This is a genomic window from Paenibacillus sp. J31P13, from assembly GCF_056269295.1.
In genome coordinates, this window is the sequence record NZ_JBWDNR010000003.1 from 88,215 (window position 1) to 103,829 (window position 15,615).

The 15,615-nt window shown below is 43.4% G+C and carries 12 protein-coding genes; all 12 read left to right on the top strand.

From position 1 onward, the window contains the following. Positions 1 to 27: 27 nt before the first annotated feature. The 12 genes from AC0YOD_RS11430 to AC0YOD_RS11485 all read left to right on the top strand — a co-directional run bounded on the left by AC0YOD_RS11430 (position 28) and on the right by AC0YOD_RS11485 (position 15,587). On the top strand, positions 28 to 918 hold the full coding sequence (locus tag AC0YOD_RS11430) for an ABC transporter permease (RefSeq protein ID WP_475799426.1): 891 nt from the start codon (positions 28 to 30) through the stop codon (positions 916 to 918). An 18-nt stretch (positions 919 to 936) separates the two neighbouring features. After that, positions 937 to 1,824 carry a carbohydrate ABC transporter permease gene (locus AC0YOD_RS11435; protein ID WP_475799972.1) on the top strand — a complete coding sequence of 296 codons (888 nt, stop codon included), beginning with the start codon at positions 937 to 939 and terminating at the stop codon, positions 1,822 to 1,824. Positions 1,825 to 1,855: 31 nt separating this feature from the next. Continuing rightward, positions 1,856 to 3,118 (top strand): Gfo/Idh/MocA family protein, encoded by a 1,263-nt coding sequence (locus AC0YOD_RS11440; RefSeq protein WP_475799427.1) that lies wholly within the window; start codon positions 1,856 to 1,858, stop codon positions 3,116 to 3,118. A 15-nt stretch (positions 3,119 to 3,133) separates the two neighbouring features. Next, positions 3,134 to 4,801: a DUF4091 domain-containing protein gene (locus AC0YOD_RS11445; RefSeq protein ID WP_475799428.1), complete on the top strand. Its 1,668-nt coding sequence runs from the start codon at positions 3,134 to 3,136 to the stop codon at positions 4,799 to 4,801. Positions 4,802 to 4,832: 31 nt separating this feature from the next. Then, positions 4,833 to 6,581, top strand: a complete 1,749-nt coding sequence (locus AC0YOD_RS11450; protein WP_475799429.1) for a glycoside hydrolase family 35 protein — start codon at positions 4,833 to 4,835, stop codon at positions 6,579 to 6,581. A 535-nt stretch (positions 6,582 to 7,116) separates the two neighbouring features. Further along, positions 7,117 to 8,394 carry a GTPase HflX gene (gene hflX, locus AC0YOD_RS11455; protein ID WP_475799430.1) on the top strand — a complete coding sequence of 426 codons (1,278 nt, stop codon included), beginning with the start codon at positions 7,117 to 7,119 and terminating at the stop codon, positions 8,392 to 8,394. A gap of 92 nt (positions 8,395 to 8,486) precedes the next feature. After that, a complete protein-coding gene (locus AC0YOD_RS11460; RefSeq protein WP_475799431.1) occupies positions 8,487 to 9,359 on the top strand; it encodes a helix-turn-helix domain-containing protein in 873 nt (290 codons plus the stop codon). Positions 9,360 to 9,477: 118 nt separating this feature from the next. Next, the gene (locus tag AC0YOD_RS11465) at positions 9,478 to 10,464 is read left to right on the top strand and encodes an N-acetylglucosamine kinase (protein WP_475799432.1); all 987 of its coding nucleotides are present in this window, start codon (positions 9,478 to 9,480) and stop codon (positions 10,462 to 10,464) included. 70 nt (positions 10,465 to 10,534) lie between these two features. Continuing rightward, entirely contained in the window at positions 10,535 to 11,848 is a 1,314-nt protein-coding gene (locus AC0YOD_RS11470; RefSeq protein WP_475799433.1) for a 6-phospho-beta-glucosidase, read from the top strand. Positions 11,849 to 11,979: 131 nt separating this feature from the next. Continuing rightward, positions 11,980 to 12,873: a hypothetical protein gene (locus AC0YOD_RS11475; RefSeq protein ID WP_475799434.1), complete on the top strand. Its 894-nt coding sequence runs from the start codon at positions 11,980 to 11,982 to the stop codon at positions 12,871 to 12,873. A gap of 124 nt (positions 12,874 to 12,997) precedes the next feature. Then, the gene (locus tag AC0YOD_RS11480; RefSeq protein WP_475799435.1) at positions 12,998 to 14,185 is read left to right on the top strand and encodes an ROK family protein; all 1,188 of its coding nucleotides are present in this window, start codon (positions 12,998 to 13,000) and stop codon (positions 14,183 to 14,185) included. A 127-nt stretch (positions 14,186 to 14,312) separates the two neighbouring features. Next, a complete protein-coding gene (locus tag AC0YOD_RS11485; protein WP_475799436.1) occupies positions 14,313 to 15,587 on the top strand; it encodes an ABC transporter substrate-binding protein in 1,275 nt (424 codons plus the stop codon). Positions 15,588 to 15,615 lie beyond the last annotated feature (28 nt).

Here is a 15,615-nt window from a genome sequence, read left to right on the forward strand (position 1 = left end):
ATTCACGGCTGGTTAGGAGGGTCATCTATGAGAACGCTGAAAAAGGAATATATACTTCATTTGATGCTATTGCCAGGTGTTATCGCTACATTGATCTATGCATACGGTCCTATGGCTGGTCTTGTCATGGCGTTTCAACAGTTTGAACCATTATCTGGATTTTTTAAATCAGAATTTGTTGGCTTTGATAATTTCCGTTATGTATTTGCTTTGCCCGATTTCACTCAAGTACTTTGGAATACGATCATTATCGCGATTTTCAAAATGGTTCTGTTTCTTGTTGTTCCTCTCGTTCTTGCACTATTACTAAACGAGGTTACAAGAAAATGGTTCTCAGGCTTCATTCAATCCGCAATCTTCTTGCCGTTCTTCCTATCATGGACCGTGCTTGGAGGCGTCATTATTGAATTATTTTCGTTAAATGGGCCTATTAATGGCATATTATCCGAAGTTGGACTTCAACCTATTATGTTTATGTTAGACAATGACTGGTTTAGAGGCATTATCATCGGATCAGATGTATGGAAGGGCATGGGCTACAACATGATTGTCATGCTTGCAGCCATTGTAGGAATCAATGCAACGCTTTATGAAGCAGCAGAGGTAGACGGAGCAGGAAGATGGAAGCAGGTTATGCACATTACCCTTCCGGGTATTGCCCCAATTCTCATTTTGCTAGGCGTATTGAGCCTAGGCGGTATTCTTAATGCTGGTTTCGAGCAAATTCTAATTATGTATAACCCGACCGTATATGAAGGAGCAGATATTATTGATACATTCGTTTATCGCTTGGGGATGTTCAGTCAACAATTCGGACCTGCGGCGGCAATCGGACTCTTTAAATCTGTCATTTCATTAGGATTGGTTTCTATGACCTACTATGCGGCTTTCAAATATAACAATTACAGAATATTCTAGGACGGAGGTAATACTGTGATACACAAACAATCAATCAGCAGAAAGCTTTTTGTCGTGTTCAATACGTTGTTGTTAGCTTCTATCACGTTGCTCGGTATTATCCCGTTTATTCATTTACTCTCTATTTCACTGAGTTCGAATACAGCGGCGATGGCGGGTGAAGTAAAGCTTTGGCCTGTTGGATTCAATCTGGATGCTTATCAATACTTGGGCGAGAAGGTTGAATTCTTCCGTTCATTATGGATGTCAGTACAACGGGTCGTGCTTGGAACGGCTGTAAATATGCTGCTTGTATTTATTACGGCTTTTCCACTCGCCAAATCGAATAATCAATTCAAATTTAGAACCCCGTATGTATGGTTCTTTGCGGTTACGATGTTTTTCGGCGGCGGACTAATTCCAACTTATATCATTGTAAAAAATACAGGCATCATCGATTCGATTTGGGCACTCGTTTTGCCAGGTGCATTGAATGTATGGAATATGGTGCTCATGTTGAACTTTTTCCGATCCATTCCAAGAGAATTGGATGAGGCGGCTACGATTGATGGTGCGGGACACTGGAGAGTACTTTGGCAAATTTATTTGCCTGTATCGCTTCCATCGATCGCAACGATCGGCTTGTTCACCATTGTTGGTCATTGGAATTCCTGGTTTGACGGTATTCTATACTTGAATTCACCAGAGAAATATCCACTGCAAACCTATCTATCTACATTAATTATGTCGATTAATGCTCAAATGTCTTCCATGTCCATTGAGCAGCTGAAAGTGATGGAAAACCTGAGTGAGAAGACACTCCGAAATGCACAAATTTTTATGGGCGCGTTGCCTATTATGCTCGTATATCCGTTCTTGCAAAAGTATTTCGTTAAAGGGATGACAGTAGGAAGCGTTAAAGAATAGAGAGACAACCACCAACGAGGAGAGATCATTCATGAAAAAAGTTACTGTTGCAATAATTGGAGCGGGATTACGGGGAGTCAACTATTTGGAGTATGCTCTTCAGCATCCTAATGAGCTGCAAGTTGTAGCCGTTGCTGAACCGGTTGTTGAACGCAGGGAGAGCTTCCAAGCTAGACATAGCATTCCAGATGATAGGTGTTTTGAGAACTGGGATGACTTTTTCGCAATGCCAAAACTCGCAGATGCTGTACTTATCTGTACACAAGATAAGCAGCATTTTGACCCGACAATGAAAGCACTTGAGGCGGGCTATCATGTGCTTCTTGAGAAACCAATGTCTCCGGATGCCAAAGAGTGTTTGCTTATGGGAGAGAAAGCGGCTCAATTAAATCGTGTATTCTCGATTTGTCATGTTCTTCGCTATACGAATTTCTTTTCTACCATAAAAGGGTTGCTAGATAATGAAACAATTGGCAAATTGATGTCAATCACGCATAATGAAAATGTAGGATTTTGGCATCAAGCACATAGCTTTGTGAGAGGAAATTGGAGCCGGAAAGAGGACTCCAGCCCGATGATTCTAGCAAAGTCTTGTCATGATTTGGATATTCTGCTCTGGTTGGCAGGCTCGGAATGTGTTCGTGTATCTTCATTCGGATCACTTTCCCACTTTACATCCGATCAAGCGCCGGCGGGGGCTCCGCTGCGTTGCTTGGATGGGTGTCCAGTGGCAGATGATTGTCTCTACTATGCGCCTAAGCACTATTTAACAGAGGATACGAATTGGCCTACTTCGGCAATTAGTAATGATTTGAGTTATAGTGCGCGTTATAAAGCGCTAGAGGAAGGCCCTTACGGCAGATGCGTCTATCATTGTGACAACGACGTTGTTGATCATCAGGTTGTAAATATGGAGTTCGCGAATTCCGTGACAGTAGCATTCACGATGAGCGCATTTACTAGAGATGTCAGTCGTACAATCAAGCTCATGGGAACTAAAGGTGAAATTCGCGGTGCCATGGAGAAGAATGAAATTGAAGTGATTCATTTCGGCAGCGGCAAGGTTGAGCGAATCTCCTTTGAAGATATGGGAGGTCACGTTGGTCATGGCGGCGGTGATATGGGTCTGCTCAAGGATTTCTTAAAGCTAGTAAGAGAAGATGGTAAGGTTCAAGGACTTACTTCTGCAAATCAATCGATTCAAAGTCATTTAATGGCATTTGCGGCAGAGCAATCAAGAATGGATGGAAACAGTGTCAATCTGAAAGAATTTGCACAAAGCATTCTACGATAATGAGGTGGAAGAGTAATGAATGATCCAGTCCAATTTGAAACGGTGTTACTAAGCTCTTTGACAAAAGTATTTGCAGATGAGGCGCTTACTGAACAGCCCTTCAAAAGCGCATCCGCACTTTTGGGCGAAACCTATTCCTTTCAGATCGCATATACGTCAGATTCTCTTTTGAAAAATATAGAACTACAAGTTAATTCATCCCTTGCTGACCGCATTTCTATTCGGTCTGTGGGTCTGGTTCCTTCAGAGATGCCTTGTTTCAAAAACCCTGATGCAGACGTCTTGCGTACGACGCCTGGACTATATCCCGATCCCTTATACGAGATAGATCAGCAAGCCATAACTACGGTTCCCCAGCAATGGCGTTCCATATGGGTAAGCATTGAGCTGGATGAATCTGTACCAGCAGGGCTTCATTCCATTCAAGTGTCATTCCAATCATCTGAAGGAGAGGTATTAGCGGTATCCGATGCATTCGAGTTGACGGTTATCCCTGCTGCATTGCCTCCACAACAATTAATTCATACAGAATGGTTCCATGTCGATTGTATTGCAACGCAGTACGGTGTTGAAGTCTTTAGTGAAGCGCATTGGACACTTCTGGAACGCTATGTAGAGTCGATGGTGAAGCATGGCATGAACATGGTATTAACGCCGTTGTTTACACCGCCTCTGGATACTCTCGTTGGAGGAGAACGTCCTACTGTTCAACTGGTTCAAGTAGCTGTTGAAGGAGATACGTACACGTTTGGCTTCGATAAGCTTACGCGTTGGGTAAAAATGTGTCAGAAACTGGACGTCAAGTATTTTGAGTTCTCTCACTTATTTACGCAATGGGGAGCAAAGTGTGCTCCGAAAATTATTGGAACGGTTAATGGAGAAGAGAAAAAACTATTCGGATGGGAGACAGATGCATCCTCTGAGGCCTATCGCAGCTTCTTGGATCAATTCCTGCCTAGTCTTGACCGGTACCTGAAAGAGAATAAATTGGATGACCAAAGCTGGTTCCATATTTCAGATGAACCGGAACCTCATCAATTGGAAACCTATCAAGCTGCAAGTGAGATCGTACGCAAGCATTTATCCCATTATCCGATTATGGATGCGCTGTCTGATTTGGATATGTATGAGCGGGGTCTGGTACAAAGACCGATTCCGGGCAACAATCATATCGATCCATTCTTGGAGCGCGGTGTGCCAGATTTGTGGACCTATTATTGCTGCGCGCAGCATCAAGAAGTATCAAACCGCTTTTTTAACATGCCGTCTGCCAGAAATCGGGTTATTGGATTACAGTTGTATAAGTATGGATTAAAAGGGTTTCTGCATTGGGGCTTTAACTTCTGGTATTCCCAGTATTCCATTGATCAAAAGCTGGATCCATATCGTTCAACGGATGCTAAACTTGGATTTCCTTCAGGAGATTCCTACTTGGTATATCCGGGTGAAGAGGGTCCAATTGAATCCATTCGATTGGAAGTGCTCTATGAGGCGATGCAAGATATACGCGCATTAGAGCTGCTTGAGCAGAAGATTGGCAAAGATGAGACAGTTAAGCTATTGGAAGAGGGATTAACAGAGCCATTGACGTTCTCCGTTTATCCAAAAGGCAGCGGCAGTGGAGAATGGTTGTTAGCGACAAGAGAGCGGATTAATAATGCTTTAGCGGGCTATTTCGCATAGGATTTCGAATTTTTGACGAGGTGGAGAACAAATGGCTACATTTAATTATTCAGGATCTTCCTTCTATTATAATGATCAGCCCATAAGACTTCTTTCAGGAGCTATTCATTATTTTCGAACCGTACCTGAGTATTGGCAAGATCGTCTTCTAAAATTAAAAGCTTGCGGATTCAACACCGTTGAAACGTATGTGGCGTGGAATATTCATGAGCCGAAGAAGGGTCAATTTCATTTTGAGGGCATGGCGGATCTCGTTAAATTTATTGAGCTTGCTGGTGAATTGGGACTGCATGTCATTGTTCGTCCTGCGCCTTATATTTGTGCAGAATGGGAATTTGGCGGACTGCCTTCTTGGCTGCTGGAAGATTCGGATATGCGACTTCGCTGCTATCATAAGCCGTTTCTGGATCATGTTGATGCTTACTATGATGTGCTGCTTCCGAAATTGAAGCCGCTCTTGTGCACCAATGGCGGACCTATTATTGCGATGCAGGTCGAGAATGAATATGGAAGCTATAGCAATGACAAACGGTATTTGACTCATCAGAAAGAAAGCATGATCGCTCGCGGGATGGACGTGCTGTTGTTTACTTCTGACGGGCCTGAGGATGCGATGCTCCAGGGTGGTATGATTGATGGTCTATTAGCAACAGTGAACTTTGGCTCCCGAGCAAGGGAAGCATTTGATAAGCTGAAAGAATACCAACCGGATGCGCCATTCATGTGTATGGAATATTGGAACGGCTGGTTCGATCACTGGCGTGAAGAGCATCATACTCGGCCTGCTGCGGATGTCGCTAACGTATTGGATGATATCCTTAGCCTGAACGGGTCTGTTAATTTCTACATGTTCCATGGTGGAACTAACTTTGGCTTCTATAACGGAGCGAATGGTCATACGAAGGACAGCTATGAGCCGACGGTTACAAGCTATGATTATGATGCTCTGCTGAATGAATCCGGTGAACCAACGGATAAATATTATGCTGTGCGTGAAGTCATTTCAAAATATGTGGATTTAGAACCCTGCCAATTGCCAGCGCCTATCGCGAAGAAGGCTTATGGACGGGTCGCGATGACCGAACAGGCTGTCTTGACGGCAAATTTGGAGCGTATTTCGACACCCATTTATACGGCATATCCGGAAACGATGGAGAAATTGGGTCAGGATTACGGATATATTCATTATCGTACCTTTATTAGCGGACCTCGCCCGAAAGATGAGTTATTCATTCAAGAGCTGCATGATCGTGCACAGGTATTCCTTGATGGGAAACTAGTGGGTATCCTTGATCGTGTGGATGGAGATGCCAAAATAGAGTTTGAAGTTCCCGCTGAGGGAGTAGAAGTAACTCTACTAGTTGAGAATTTAGGCCGTGTTAATTATGGACCTTATATGAAAGACCGCAAAGGGATTACTGAGGGTGTTCGGTATGGACGACAGTTCCTGTCAGATTGGACGACCTATACGTTGCCGTTAAAGGATTTATCCGGTCTTGCATTTGAGGGGCTGTCTGAACAATCGGAGCCAAGCTTCTTCAAAGGGACACTAGTTGTAGATGAGCCATGTGATACATTCATCAGCTTGGAAGGGTGGACTAAAGGCGTTGTGTTTATCAACGGTTTCAACCTGGGACGCTATTGGAATATTGGGCCGCAGAAAAGATTGTATGTACCTGCGCCTTTATTGAAGCAGGGCGATAATGAAATTGTCATCTTTGAATTGCATGGTACTTCTGATCATGCTGTAACCTTTTTGGAACAGCCTGATTTAGGCTAATTCTATTGATGGAACGTGAACACAGCTTAGAATATCGATATCCTGTCATCAATTAACAGTCATACATTTAAATCCACAACCTTCTTGAGGTTGTGGATTTTTGCTTAACCGTATGTTAGAATGGGCTTACTTAAAATGGAACGGAGGGTTACGTGTGATAGACTTTATCCGAGTTAGAACTTTGCGCGGCTAATTGAATAGCGCCAATACTCTGCCTGTGTGCAGAGGACTCAGGATAGGTCTGTCTTAAAGGTAACCCCTAAGCAATTTACTTTAACAAGAGATGAATCGGATGTAAGTCTCATGTTGCCTTTAAGGAATAAAACGTTCGTAAGCATATAAGGGTTACTCTCCATCACGGTGAGTCTCTTTCTTGATGCTGACGGAATTGACCCCTTGCCTTGTATGGGTAAGCTTCGGCTACCCTTAAGGCAAGATCCAACCTCCTCTATTCGTATATCGAACACACAGGCCAGAGCGCCAGTGTGTTTTTTTGTCTTTCAATAGATCGTTTTTCATAAGGAGGAAATTTTATATGGAACAACCAAATAACAAAGCCGTTATCGTCGGCGTTAATTTACAGAATCGGCCTGATTTTGCTTACTCCATGGAGGAGCTGCGAAATCTTGCAGATGCATGCCACATTGAGGTAGTCGGGGAACTGACGCAGAAGGCAGCAAGAGTTAATGGCTCCAATTATCTGGGCAGCGGCAAGGTCGAGGAGCTGTCGGCGATTGTAGAAGAACTTGATGCGTCCACCGTTATTTTCAATGATGAGCTCTCTCCCTCGCAAATTCGTAATCTGGAAGGCGCGTTGCAGAAGAAAGTTATTGATCGAACCATTCTCATTTTAGATATTTTTGGAGAACGTGCCCGTACGCGAGAGGCGCAGCTGCAGGTAGAAGTAGCACAGCTGCAATATATGCTCCCGCGGCTTGTTGGACTGCGTGAATCGCTCGGTCGTCAAGGCGGTGGCTCCGGCATGAAGAACAAAGGGACGGGTGAAACCAAGCTGGAGCTGGATCGCCGTCGCATTGAGGATAGAATCTCCGCCTTGCAGAATGAGCTGGAGAAGCTCGTTGCACAGCGTCAAGTGCAGCGCAAGCAGCGCCAGAAGACGGGTGTGCCCGTTGTCTGTCTAGTGGGCTACACAAATGCGGGTAAATCCAGTCTAATGAACGCGATTTTGAGTCGGTATATGCCTGATCTGAATAAGCAGGTGTTGGCAAAAGATATGCTTTTCGCTACGCTGGAGACTTCTGTACGCAGTATTGAGCTGCCGGATAATAAGTCCTTTCTGCTCACCGATACAGTCGGATTCGTCAGCCAGCTTCCGCATTATTTGGTCAAGGCATTCCGTTCAACGCTTGAAGAGGTTACCGAGGCCGATCTGTTGATACAGGTCGTTGATTACTCTAATGATGAGTATGAGCGGCTCATCGAAGTGACGAATACGACGCTTAAGGAGCTAGGAGCGGATCATATTCCGATGGTCTATGCGTACAATAAGACCGATTTAACCGAGAAGCAGTATCCGCTGGTAAATGGAGAGAACGTATATCTTTCCGTTAAGCAAGGTGCGGGGATAGATGAGCTGATTACACTTGTTAAGAATCGGATCTTTCAGGGCTATATACAGTGCGAAGTTATTATTCCCTTTGAAGAAGGCCGTTTAGTTGCTTATTTCAATGCCAATGCGCATGTTCAGGCTACCTCTTATGAGCCAAATGGAACAAAGCTTTCGATGGAGTGCAAAAAATCCGATTATGAAAGATATCAGCATTTATTTGCTGAGCCCGTAGCAAGTGAATAGCAAGGTGTGATTGCAGAACCTTTGTTTTATTAGATCGTATACGAGTCAAATCATTGAGAGAAAAACAGGGGAAACATAGGAGGAATTAATGTATGAGCTCGCCATCGAATTTGAATAATACTATAAGCCGGGACTATATTAAACTTCCTCAAATGTTTCCCATTCTAATTTCTCAAACGGAGGGTGTCAGTCAATCCTTTCAAAGACTGCACTGGCATACCGCTCTTGAAATAAACTATATATACAAGGGAAGCGGGCATTATTTAATTAACGGCAATCGGTATTCCTTTCAGGAGGGAGATATCATTCTGATTAACTCCAATGATCTCCACCGTGCTTTTGAAATGGAAGATACGGGTCTTGTTATGCTGATCATCATGTTTGATCCTTCTTATTTAGCGATTGAACAGCGTTATGATACAGGGCTGCTCGTTCCTTTTCGAGAAATGGGTTCTCGATTTGATAATGTGCTCGATCGAAATCATCCGATGTTGGCTCGTTTAACGACTACGATCAAGGCGATGGAGGCTGAATTTATAGCGAAAGAGTTTCATTTTGAAGCTGTTGTAAGAGCGCATTTAATTCAGCTGCTTGCTTTTGTTAATCGTTATTTTTCTAAAAATAGTGACAGTGGCTCCATTTACTCTAGAGGCATGGATAAAATAAGGAATGTTCTTCATCAGATCGAGGAAAATATCAGCTATCCGTGGACGCTGCGGGAGCTGGCAGCGGCAGCCCATCTTAGTCCATCTCGATTTAGCGCATTGTTTGTCCAAACGGTTGGAACCTCCCCCATGGACTATTTAATCCAACTTCGACTATCTCATGCCGTTAACCTGCTGGAATCAACCGACAAGAAAATTATTGATGTATCCTCTGAATGCGGTTTTCGCAATTTATCCAACTTTAATCGGTTATTTAAGCAGCACATCGGTAAAATGCCATCTGATTTACGAATTAAATAAACAGTAAGATAGTATTATAAAATCGTTCTTTATCATAAGAAGAACGATTTTTTTTATTTTACAATAGAAGTAAGGTTAAGCGGATTTGAGATCATACGTTTGTCATTTACTTTTCGATTTGAATAGGAGTGTGAACCACATCATTTTTCTTGGAATTGATGCCGGGGGGAGCAAAACACATGCTTTGCTTACAGATGAGACAGGGCGTGTGCTCGGTAGAGGATACGGAGGAAACGGCAACCATCAAACGGCGTCTGATAAAGCAAAAATCAGCATCGACAATGCTTGCTCGCAAGCACTGCAGGAGGGTGGCGTTACGAAGGATGAGGTGACATTTGCCTATTTTGGACTGGCAGGTGCAGATCGGGAGCCTGATTTCAAAATCCTTCGGCCGATGATTGCATCTCTTGGCTATGATAGGCATGCGATTGCGTGTGATACGATGATCGGCATGCGCGCAGGCACGAATCAGTCCTATGGGGCCGTTATTATTAGCGGTACCGGGTTCAATAGTGCTGCTCGTAATTCACAAGGGGAAGAGCTTCAATACGGCGGATTTGGCTATCAATACGGTGATGGTCAAGGATCAGGGACTTGTCTGTCCATTCATGCTTTCCGCAGTGCTATTCGCAGCTGGGAAGGCCGCGAGCTTCCAAGCCTGTTGACTGAGCTTGTTCCACAGGAGCTTGGCTATAGCTCCATGCAAGAAATGTATGACGATATGTTGGATACCAATAAGCGCCCGCCAATCACACTTTCTAAAATGATGTTTACAGCAGCGGAGCAAGGAGATGCCGTAGCGATTCGTATTCTTGTGGAGGCAGGGCTTGAGCACGCGAACGCCGTTAATGCGCTTATTAAGCGACTTGGCATGGAGCGGGATAGCTTCGATGTCGTCTTGACGGGCAGCGTTTTAGCCAAAGGAAGCTCACCTCATATGGTTAATGCCATAAAAGAAGGCGTGGCAGCGGTAGCGTCTAATGCTCGTGTTACCAAGCTGACGATAGATCCTGTAATAGGCGCCGTCATGAGCGCTATGGACAACAGTGGATTAATAATTAATGCCCATACTGATGCAGCCTTGAGAAGAATTCGTTTTAACTAATCACAAAACTTCAGATATAGATTAATGATGTATATGTTTTATTAATTCAAAAATTAAGGAGGTCCAAACCATGACGGAGCAGAAAAAAGGATTGAAAATAGCGGTTATTGGAGGCGGTTCCTCATACACTCCTGAGATTGTTGAGGGTTTTATTAATAAGTATGATGAAATGCCCATTCGGGAGCTGTGGCTAGTTGATATTGAAGAAGGCCGCCATAAGCTGGAGATTGTTGGTGAATTGGCCAAAAGAATGGTCAAAAAATCAGGTTTGGCTATCGATGTTCATCTGACCCTCAACCGACGTGATGCTATTGCGGGTGCGGACTTTATTACGACGCAGATACGTGTCGGCTTGCTTGAAGCAAGACGCCGAGATGAACATATTCCAATTTCTCACGGCGTAATTGGTCAGGAAACGACAGGCCCAGGCGGTATGATGAAGGCTTTGCGTACCATCCCGGTCATTCTGGACATCTGCAAAGATATTGAAGAGCTTGCGCCTAACGCATGGATGCTCAATTTCACGAATCCAGCCGGAATCGTAACAGAAGCAGTTCAGAAATACAGTAAAGTCAAAACCGTAGGCCTGTGCAATTCACCGATTAACTTCCAAAAGTATGTCGCTAAACAGTATGGTGTTAGCGAACGCGAGGTTCTGCCGGAATTCGTAGGGATTAATCACTTGCACTGGGTTACCGCTGCTTATGTGAATGGCGACGATAAGCTGCAAAAAATGATTAATGAGGGTAAAGATTATTCAGCGACTAATGTAACGGCATTCGATTGGGATGCAGATTTTCTGACCTCATTGGGCGCCATTCCAACCTATTACCTTCGTTACTTCTACATGGAAGATAAGATGCTGGCAGAAATGAAGGATTCTATGGAGAAAAACGGTACACGCGCAGATGTAGTTAGCCGTGTCGAGGAAGAATTGTTTAAGTTGTACAAAGACGTAAATCTGACAGAGAAACCTAAGCAGCTGGAGCAGCGCGGTGGGGCGTACTATTCCGAAGCAGCGGTTAATTTGATTCATTCTCTGTATACGGACAAACGGGATATTCAAGCATTAAATGTTCGAAATGGCGGTATTTTCGACTTCCTTCCAGAGGATGCAAGCATAGAGGTGAACTGTGTCGTTACGGCTCAAGGTCCCATTCCATTGCCGCCGCAGATTATTCCATCGCAAGTGAAGGGTCTGCTCCATGCTGTTAAAACGTATGAAGAACTGACGATTGAAGCAGCAGTAACAGGAGATAGAGGAATTGCCTTGCAAGCCTTAGTTCACCATCCGCTTGTTCATAGTATTGAGGTTGCCAAGAAACTGCTGGAAGAAATGCTGGAAGCCAATAAAAAATATTTGCCTAATTTTTTCACGCAATAGTTTTGGCTTTTTGATTCCGGCAGTAATGAAGCATATAGAGCGGGAGGGGCAGATCTCTTTCCGTTCTTAGAAGCTTATTCGAATTGGAATTGTTTGTTTTAGTCATTGTAGATAGAAAAGGATGGGCTCTATTGAATATATTGTTGGCCTTTTGCGCTGTTCTGATGTTTATTATTCAGACGCTAGCTTTGAAACAAATGAGAGGCACGAATAAAAATGAGGGATTATCCTCCTTTTTTAAACGGAGTTCGGCTTATACGGCAATAATGGCTATTGGCTTTTTTGTATCATGGCTCATGTCAGATTCAACTGGCATCCATACCGCTACGCTTGTGCTTGGCGTGTTTTATGGGCTTGTTTTCGTACTTACCGTTTTGTTCTATTCCCGCGCTATGAATACGGGACCGTTATCGTACTCTGCTTTTTATTTCTCAGCAAGCCTGCTTCTGCCTGTTGTTGCAAGTGTTATACTTTGGAATGACCCGATGACCGTCATGAAATTTATGGGTATTTCTCTTTTTATCATATCCTTCTATTTCATCAATGTGTATGGAAGCAAAGGGCAAGGAACAGCAGGAATGAAATGGTTAGTTTATTGTCTTCTTGCCTTTATTTTAAATGGTACCTTGCCAATCATCATGAAGTGGCAGCAGACGTTACTTGAGGGGCATGAGCTGATTCCCTTTATGAGTGTAGGATTTGGCTCGTCGTTCTTATTTTCGCTTAGCGGTATTCTTTTCACTGGGGGATTCCAAAGACAAAGCAAGCCAATTCCTGCGGTGCGACAGCTTCGTATTTTGACACTGTACATTGTAGCCATAGCAGGATCAACCGGTATTGGAAATGCGATAATAACGTATTTGTCAGGACGAATGTCAGGTCTTCATTTGTTTCCGCTCGTCAATGGCAGTATGATTGTGCTTTTAACGATCCTCTCCGCTGTTTTGTTTAAAGAGAGAATGTCTCGTGGCGGCGTCATTGGAATAGGCATTGGCTTGCTCGCCATCGTGGTTGTGAATATGTAGATAATAGTTATTGACAATCATAATGGCAAATCATATTATTTAATTAAGTTTATTATTTAATTGATTTAAGAAGAGAGGTTGTCGTTTGTCCAAAGTATCAGCAAAGCAGAAACATGTAAGAATCATGAATCAAAATTTAATCATAGATGCGATTAGAAGAGATGAAAGCGCTACAAGAAGTGAGCTTTCGAAGCTGTTGAAGCTGAGTGTACCTAGCGTATGCACGAACGCAGATCAATTGGTCAAGTTAGGCATTCTAAGGGAAACAGAGGATGGCTCCTCAGGCGTGGGAAGAAAAGCAAGCCGTTTGCGGTTGAATGACCATTTTGGCTATATCATCTCCGTTGATCTAAGCAATCCTTGTATTACGGTGGGCATTTCAAATCTAAATCCAATCATTATTCAAGAAGTGAAATTCGATATTGAACAATATGATATCAACCAATTAATGGAGCTAATAATAAGCAAGATTGATGAACTTCTTGTTAAGAGCGGTGTATTAGTCAATCAATTGCTTGCTATATCTATCTCTATACCGGGTCAAGTGGATAATGATTTAGGTATCGTAAAGTGCGGATCGTATCTGGAGAGACTCGGTACTGTGAATTTCAGAGAACCGCTTCAAAATAAATTCGGTGTTCGAGTACTTGTGCAAAAGGATATCAATTCTGCTGTTCTAGGTGAGATGAAATTTGGAGCTGCACAGGGGCATGAAAATGCTGTGTTTGTAAGCGCTGACGTGGGTGTAGGTCTTGGTATCGTGCTTGGAGGATCGTTGTATCCAGGGAAATTTCATCTTGCAGGTGAAATAGAGAGTTACATCGTGAACGCAGAGGAAGAGAATACGGAACGACCGGATGGGTTATTTGGAAGCTCTCGGTTGCGGGATTTTGTAACAATAGAAGCTTTAGTCAGATCGGTTAGAGCCGAGCTGGAGGCTGGGAGCGAGAGCAGTCTGCTTAAAGCTGTGAATGGTGACATTGTTAAAGTCGATTTTAATGACATTATAAAGGCGACTATAGAAGGTGATGCCCTTAGCGTTAAGCATGTGAAGCGCTGTGCAAAGATTATGGCTGCCTTTATAGCAAACATGCTATTTTTACTTGATTTGGATACCGTTATATTGGGAGGCGGGTTCGTCACCCTCGGTTCGGCTTACACCGATACAATACGGGATGAAGTTAAGCGATTAGGGCTAGGAAATACGGCTATCGTGGATACCGCGCTCAAGACAAAAGCTGTTTTGATTGGCGGGATTGCAATTGGATTAGAAACGATGTTCAGCGAGCTGCTGGAGGAGCAGGAGGCTTAAAGCCTCTCATCCCTTTAATTAATTAATTAAGTTAATTAAGTAATAAAATAAGATTGTTCCTTGGACGTTTTAAATGCACGCGTTCAAGTTTCAATATATGAATTCATTTTAAAAGGAGAGTTGAGTAATGAAGAAAAAGGTGGCAAGCAAGGCAACAGCATTAGTACTTATCTTCGTAGTATTTGCAGCACTGATGGCAGCATGCGGGGGAACCAAACAAGAAGAGAATGGAGCATCCGAGAGTAAAACAAAAGAGATAACGCTTCGGGTAGCGACATCATTCGCTGGATCTGATCCATGGGTTCCAGCTTGGACGGAAGCGATTAAACAGTTCCAAGAGGAAAACAAGGGCATCAAAATTACGGATGAGTCAACGCCGGTCAATCAAGAGGCATTGCGTACGAAAGTGAAAGCGGATGCAGCAACTGGCAATCTAGCCGATGTGATGTTTTATTTCAATGGCAGCGAGACCGCTATTCTAACCGAATCGAAAGAAATCGTTTCCTGGGAAGATGAATTTGCTAAAGATCCAGAATGGGCGAAACAATTCAATAGCGGAATCACGGAGAAGGTGAAGTATGAAGGCAAACTCTATTCTCTTCCATATATCGGTTTCTATGAAGGATTGTTCTGGAATAAAGAGCTATTCGACCAGTATCAGCTCGAAGCTCCAACAACCTATGATGCTTTTATAAAAGCGATTGATACGTTTGCAGCTAATAATATTGTACCATTTGCTACATCGCTCACAACTCCTTATCTGCAAGAAGCATTGGTTCTTTCACAGGTTGGGCCAGAGGGACAACAAAAGGCTTATGATCCATCATGGGCGCCAGCTCTTACGATCTTCAAAGAGTTGAATGATAAGAAGGCGTTCCCTAAAGATGCACTTACGCTGGATGATGAAAAAGCACAATCTTTATTCGCAAGCGGAAAAGCGGGAATGATGTTTAACGGTTCATGGACAGCGGCTGGTCTGAGTACAAATCCTGCTTTTCAAATTACACCATTCCCGCTCGTACCGGGTGGTAAGGGCGAGAATATGATTGTATCTGGATTTGGTTCTGGTTGGTATATGAAGAAAAATACCGATCAAGCCAAATATGATGCAGCTCTAGCTTTTGTGAAATTCATGACATCTCCTGAAACGGCTGGCAAATTTGCAGCAATAGGCGGAACTTATGCAGTTGATACACAACAATCCAGCAGCACCGCGCAGCTTCTGATTGATGGTAACAAGATGGTGAGTGAGGCAAAGGATTTCGTTATGCCAATCGATTCTTACGTATCTAGGGAATCGTATACCGAGTTCTTAAAAGGTATTGCTTATGTGTCAGCAGGAAGAAAAACAGCCGAGGAAATTCTAGATGAAGCCACAAAATTAAACAACAGAAACAAGTAGTTCTTTCAACGAGCCCCGGGATATCGGA

What these genes read in the sequence shown, in the direction of transcription:
- AC0YOD_RS11430 (WP_475799426.1), top strand. Translation starts at nt 28, where the DNA reads ATGAGAACGCTGAAAAAGGAATATATACTTCATTTGATGCTATTGCCA.
- AC0YOD_RS11445 (WP_475799428.1), top strand. Translation starts at nt 3,134, where the DNA reads ATGAATGATCCAGTCCAATTTGAAACGGTGTTACTAAGCTCTTTGACA.
- AC0YOD_RS11450 (WP_475799429.1), top strand. Translation starts at nt 4,833, where the DNA reads ATGGCTACATTTAATTATTCAGGATCTTCCTTCTATTATAATGATCAG.
- AC0YOD_RS11480 (WP_475799435.1), top strand. Translation starts at nt 12,998, where the DNA reads ATGAATCAAAATTTAATCATAGATGCGATTAGAAGAGATGAAAGCGCT.
- AC0YOD_RS11460 (WP_475799431.1), top strand. Translation starts at nt 8,487, where the DNA reads ATGAGCTCGCCATCGAATTTGAATAATACTATAAGCCGGGACTATATT.
- hflX (WP_475799430.1), top strand. Translation starts at nt 7,117, where the DNA reads ATGGAACAACCAAATAACAAAGCCGTTATCGTCGGCGTTAATTTACAG.
- AC0YOD_RS11440 (WP_475799427.1), top strand. Translation starts at nt 1,856, where the DNA reads ATGAAAAAAGTTACTGTTGCAATAATTGGAGCGGGATTACGGGGAGTC.
- AC0YOD_RS11485 (WP_475799436.1), top strand. Translation starts at nt 14,313, where the DNA reads ATGAAGAAAAAGGTGGCAAGCAAGGCAACAGCATTAGTACTTATCTTC.
- AC0YOD_RS11470 (WP_475799433.1), top strand. Translation starts at nt 10,535, where the DNA reads ATGACGGAGCAGAAAAAAGGATTGAAAATAGCGGTTATTGGAGGCGGT.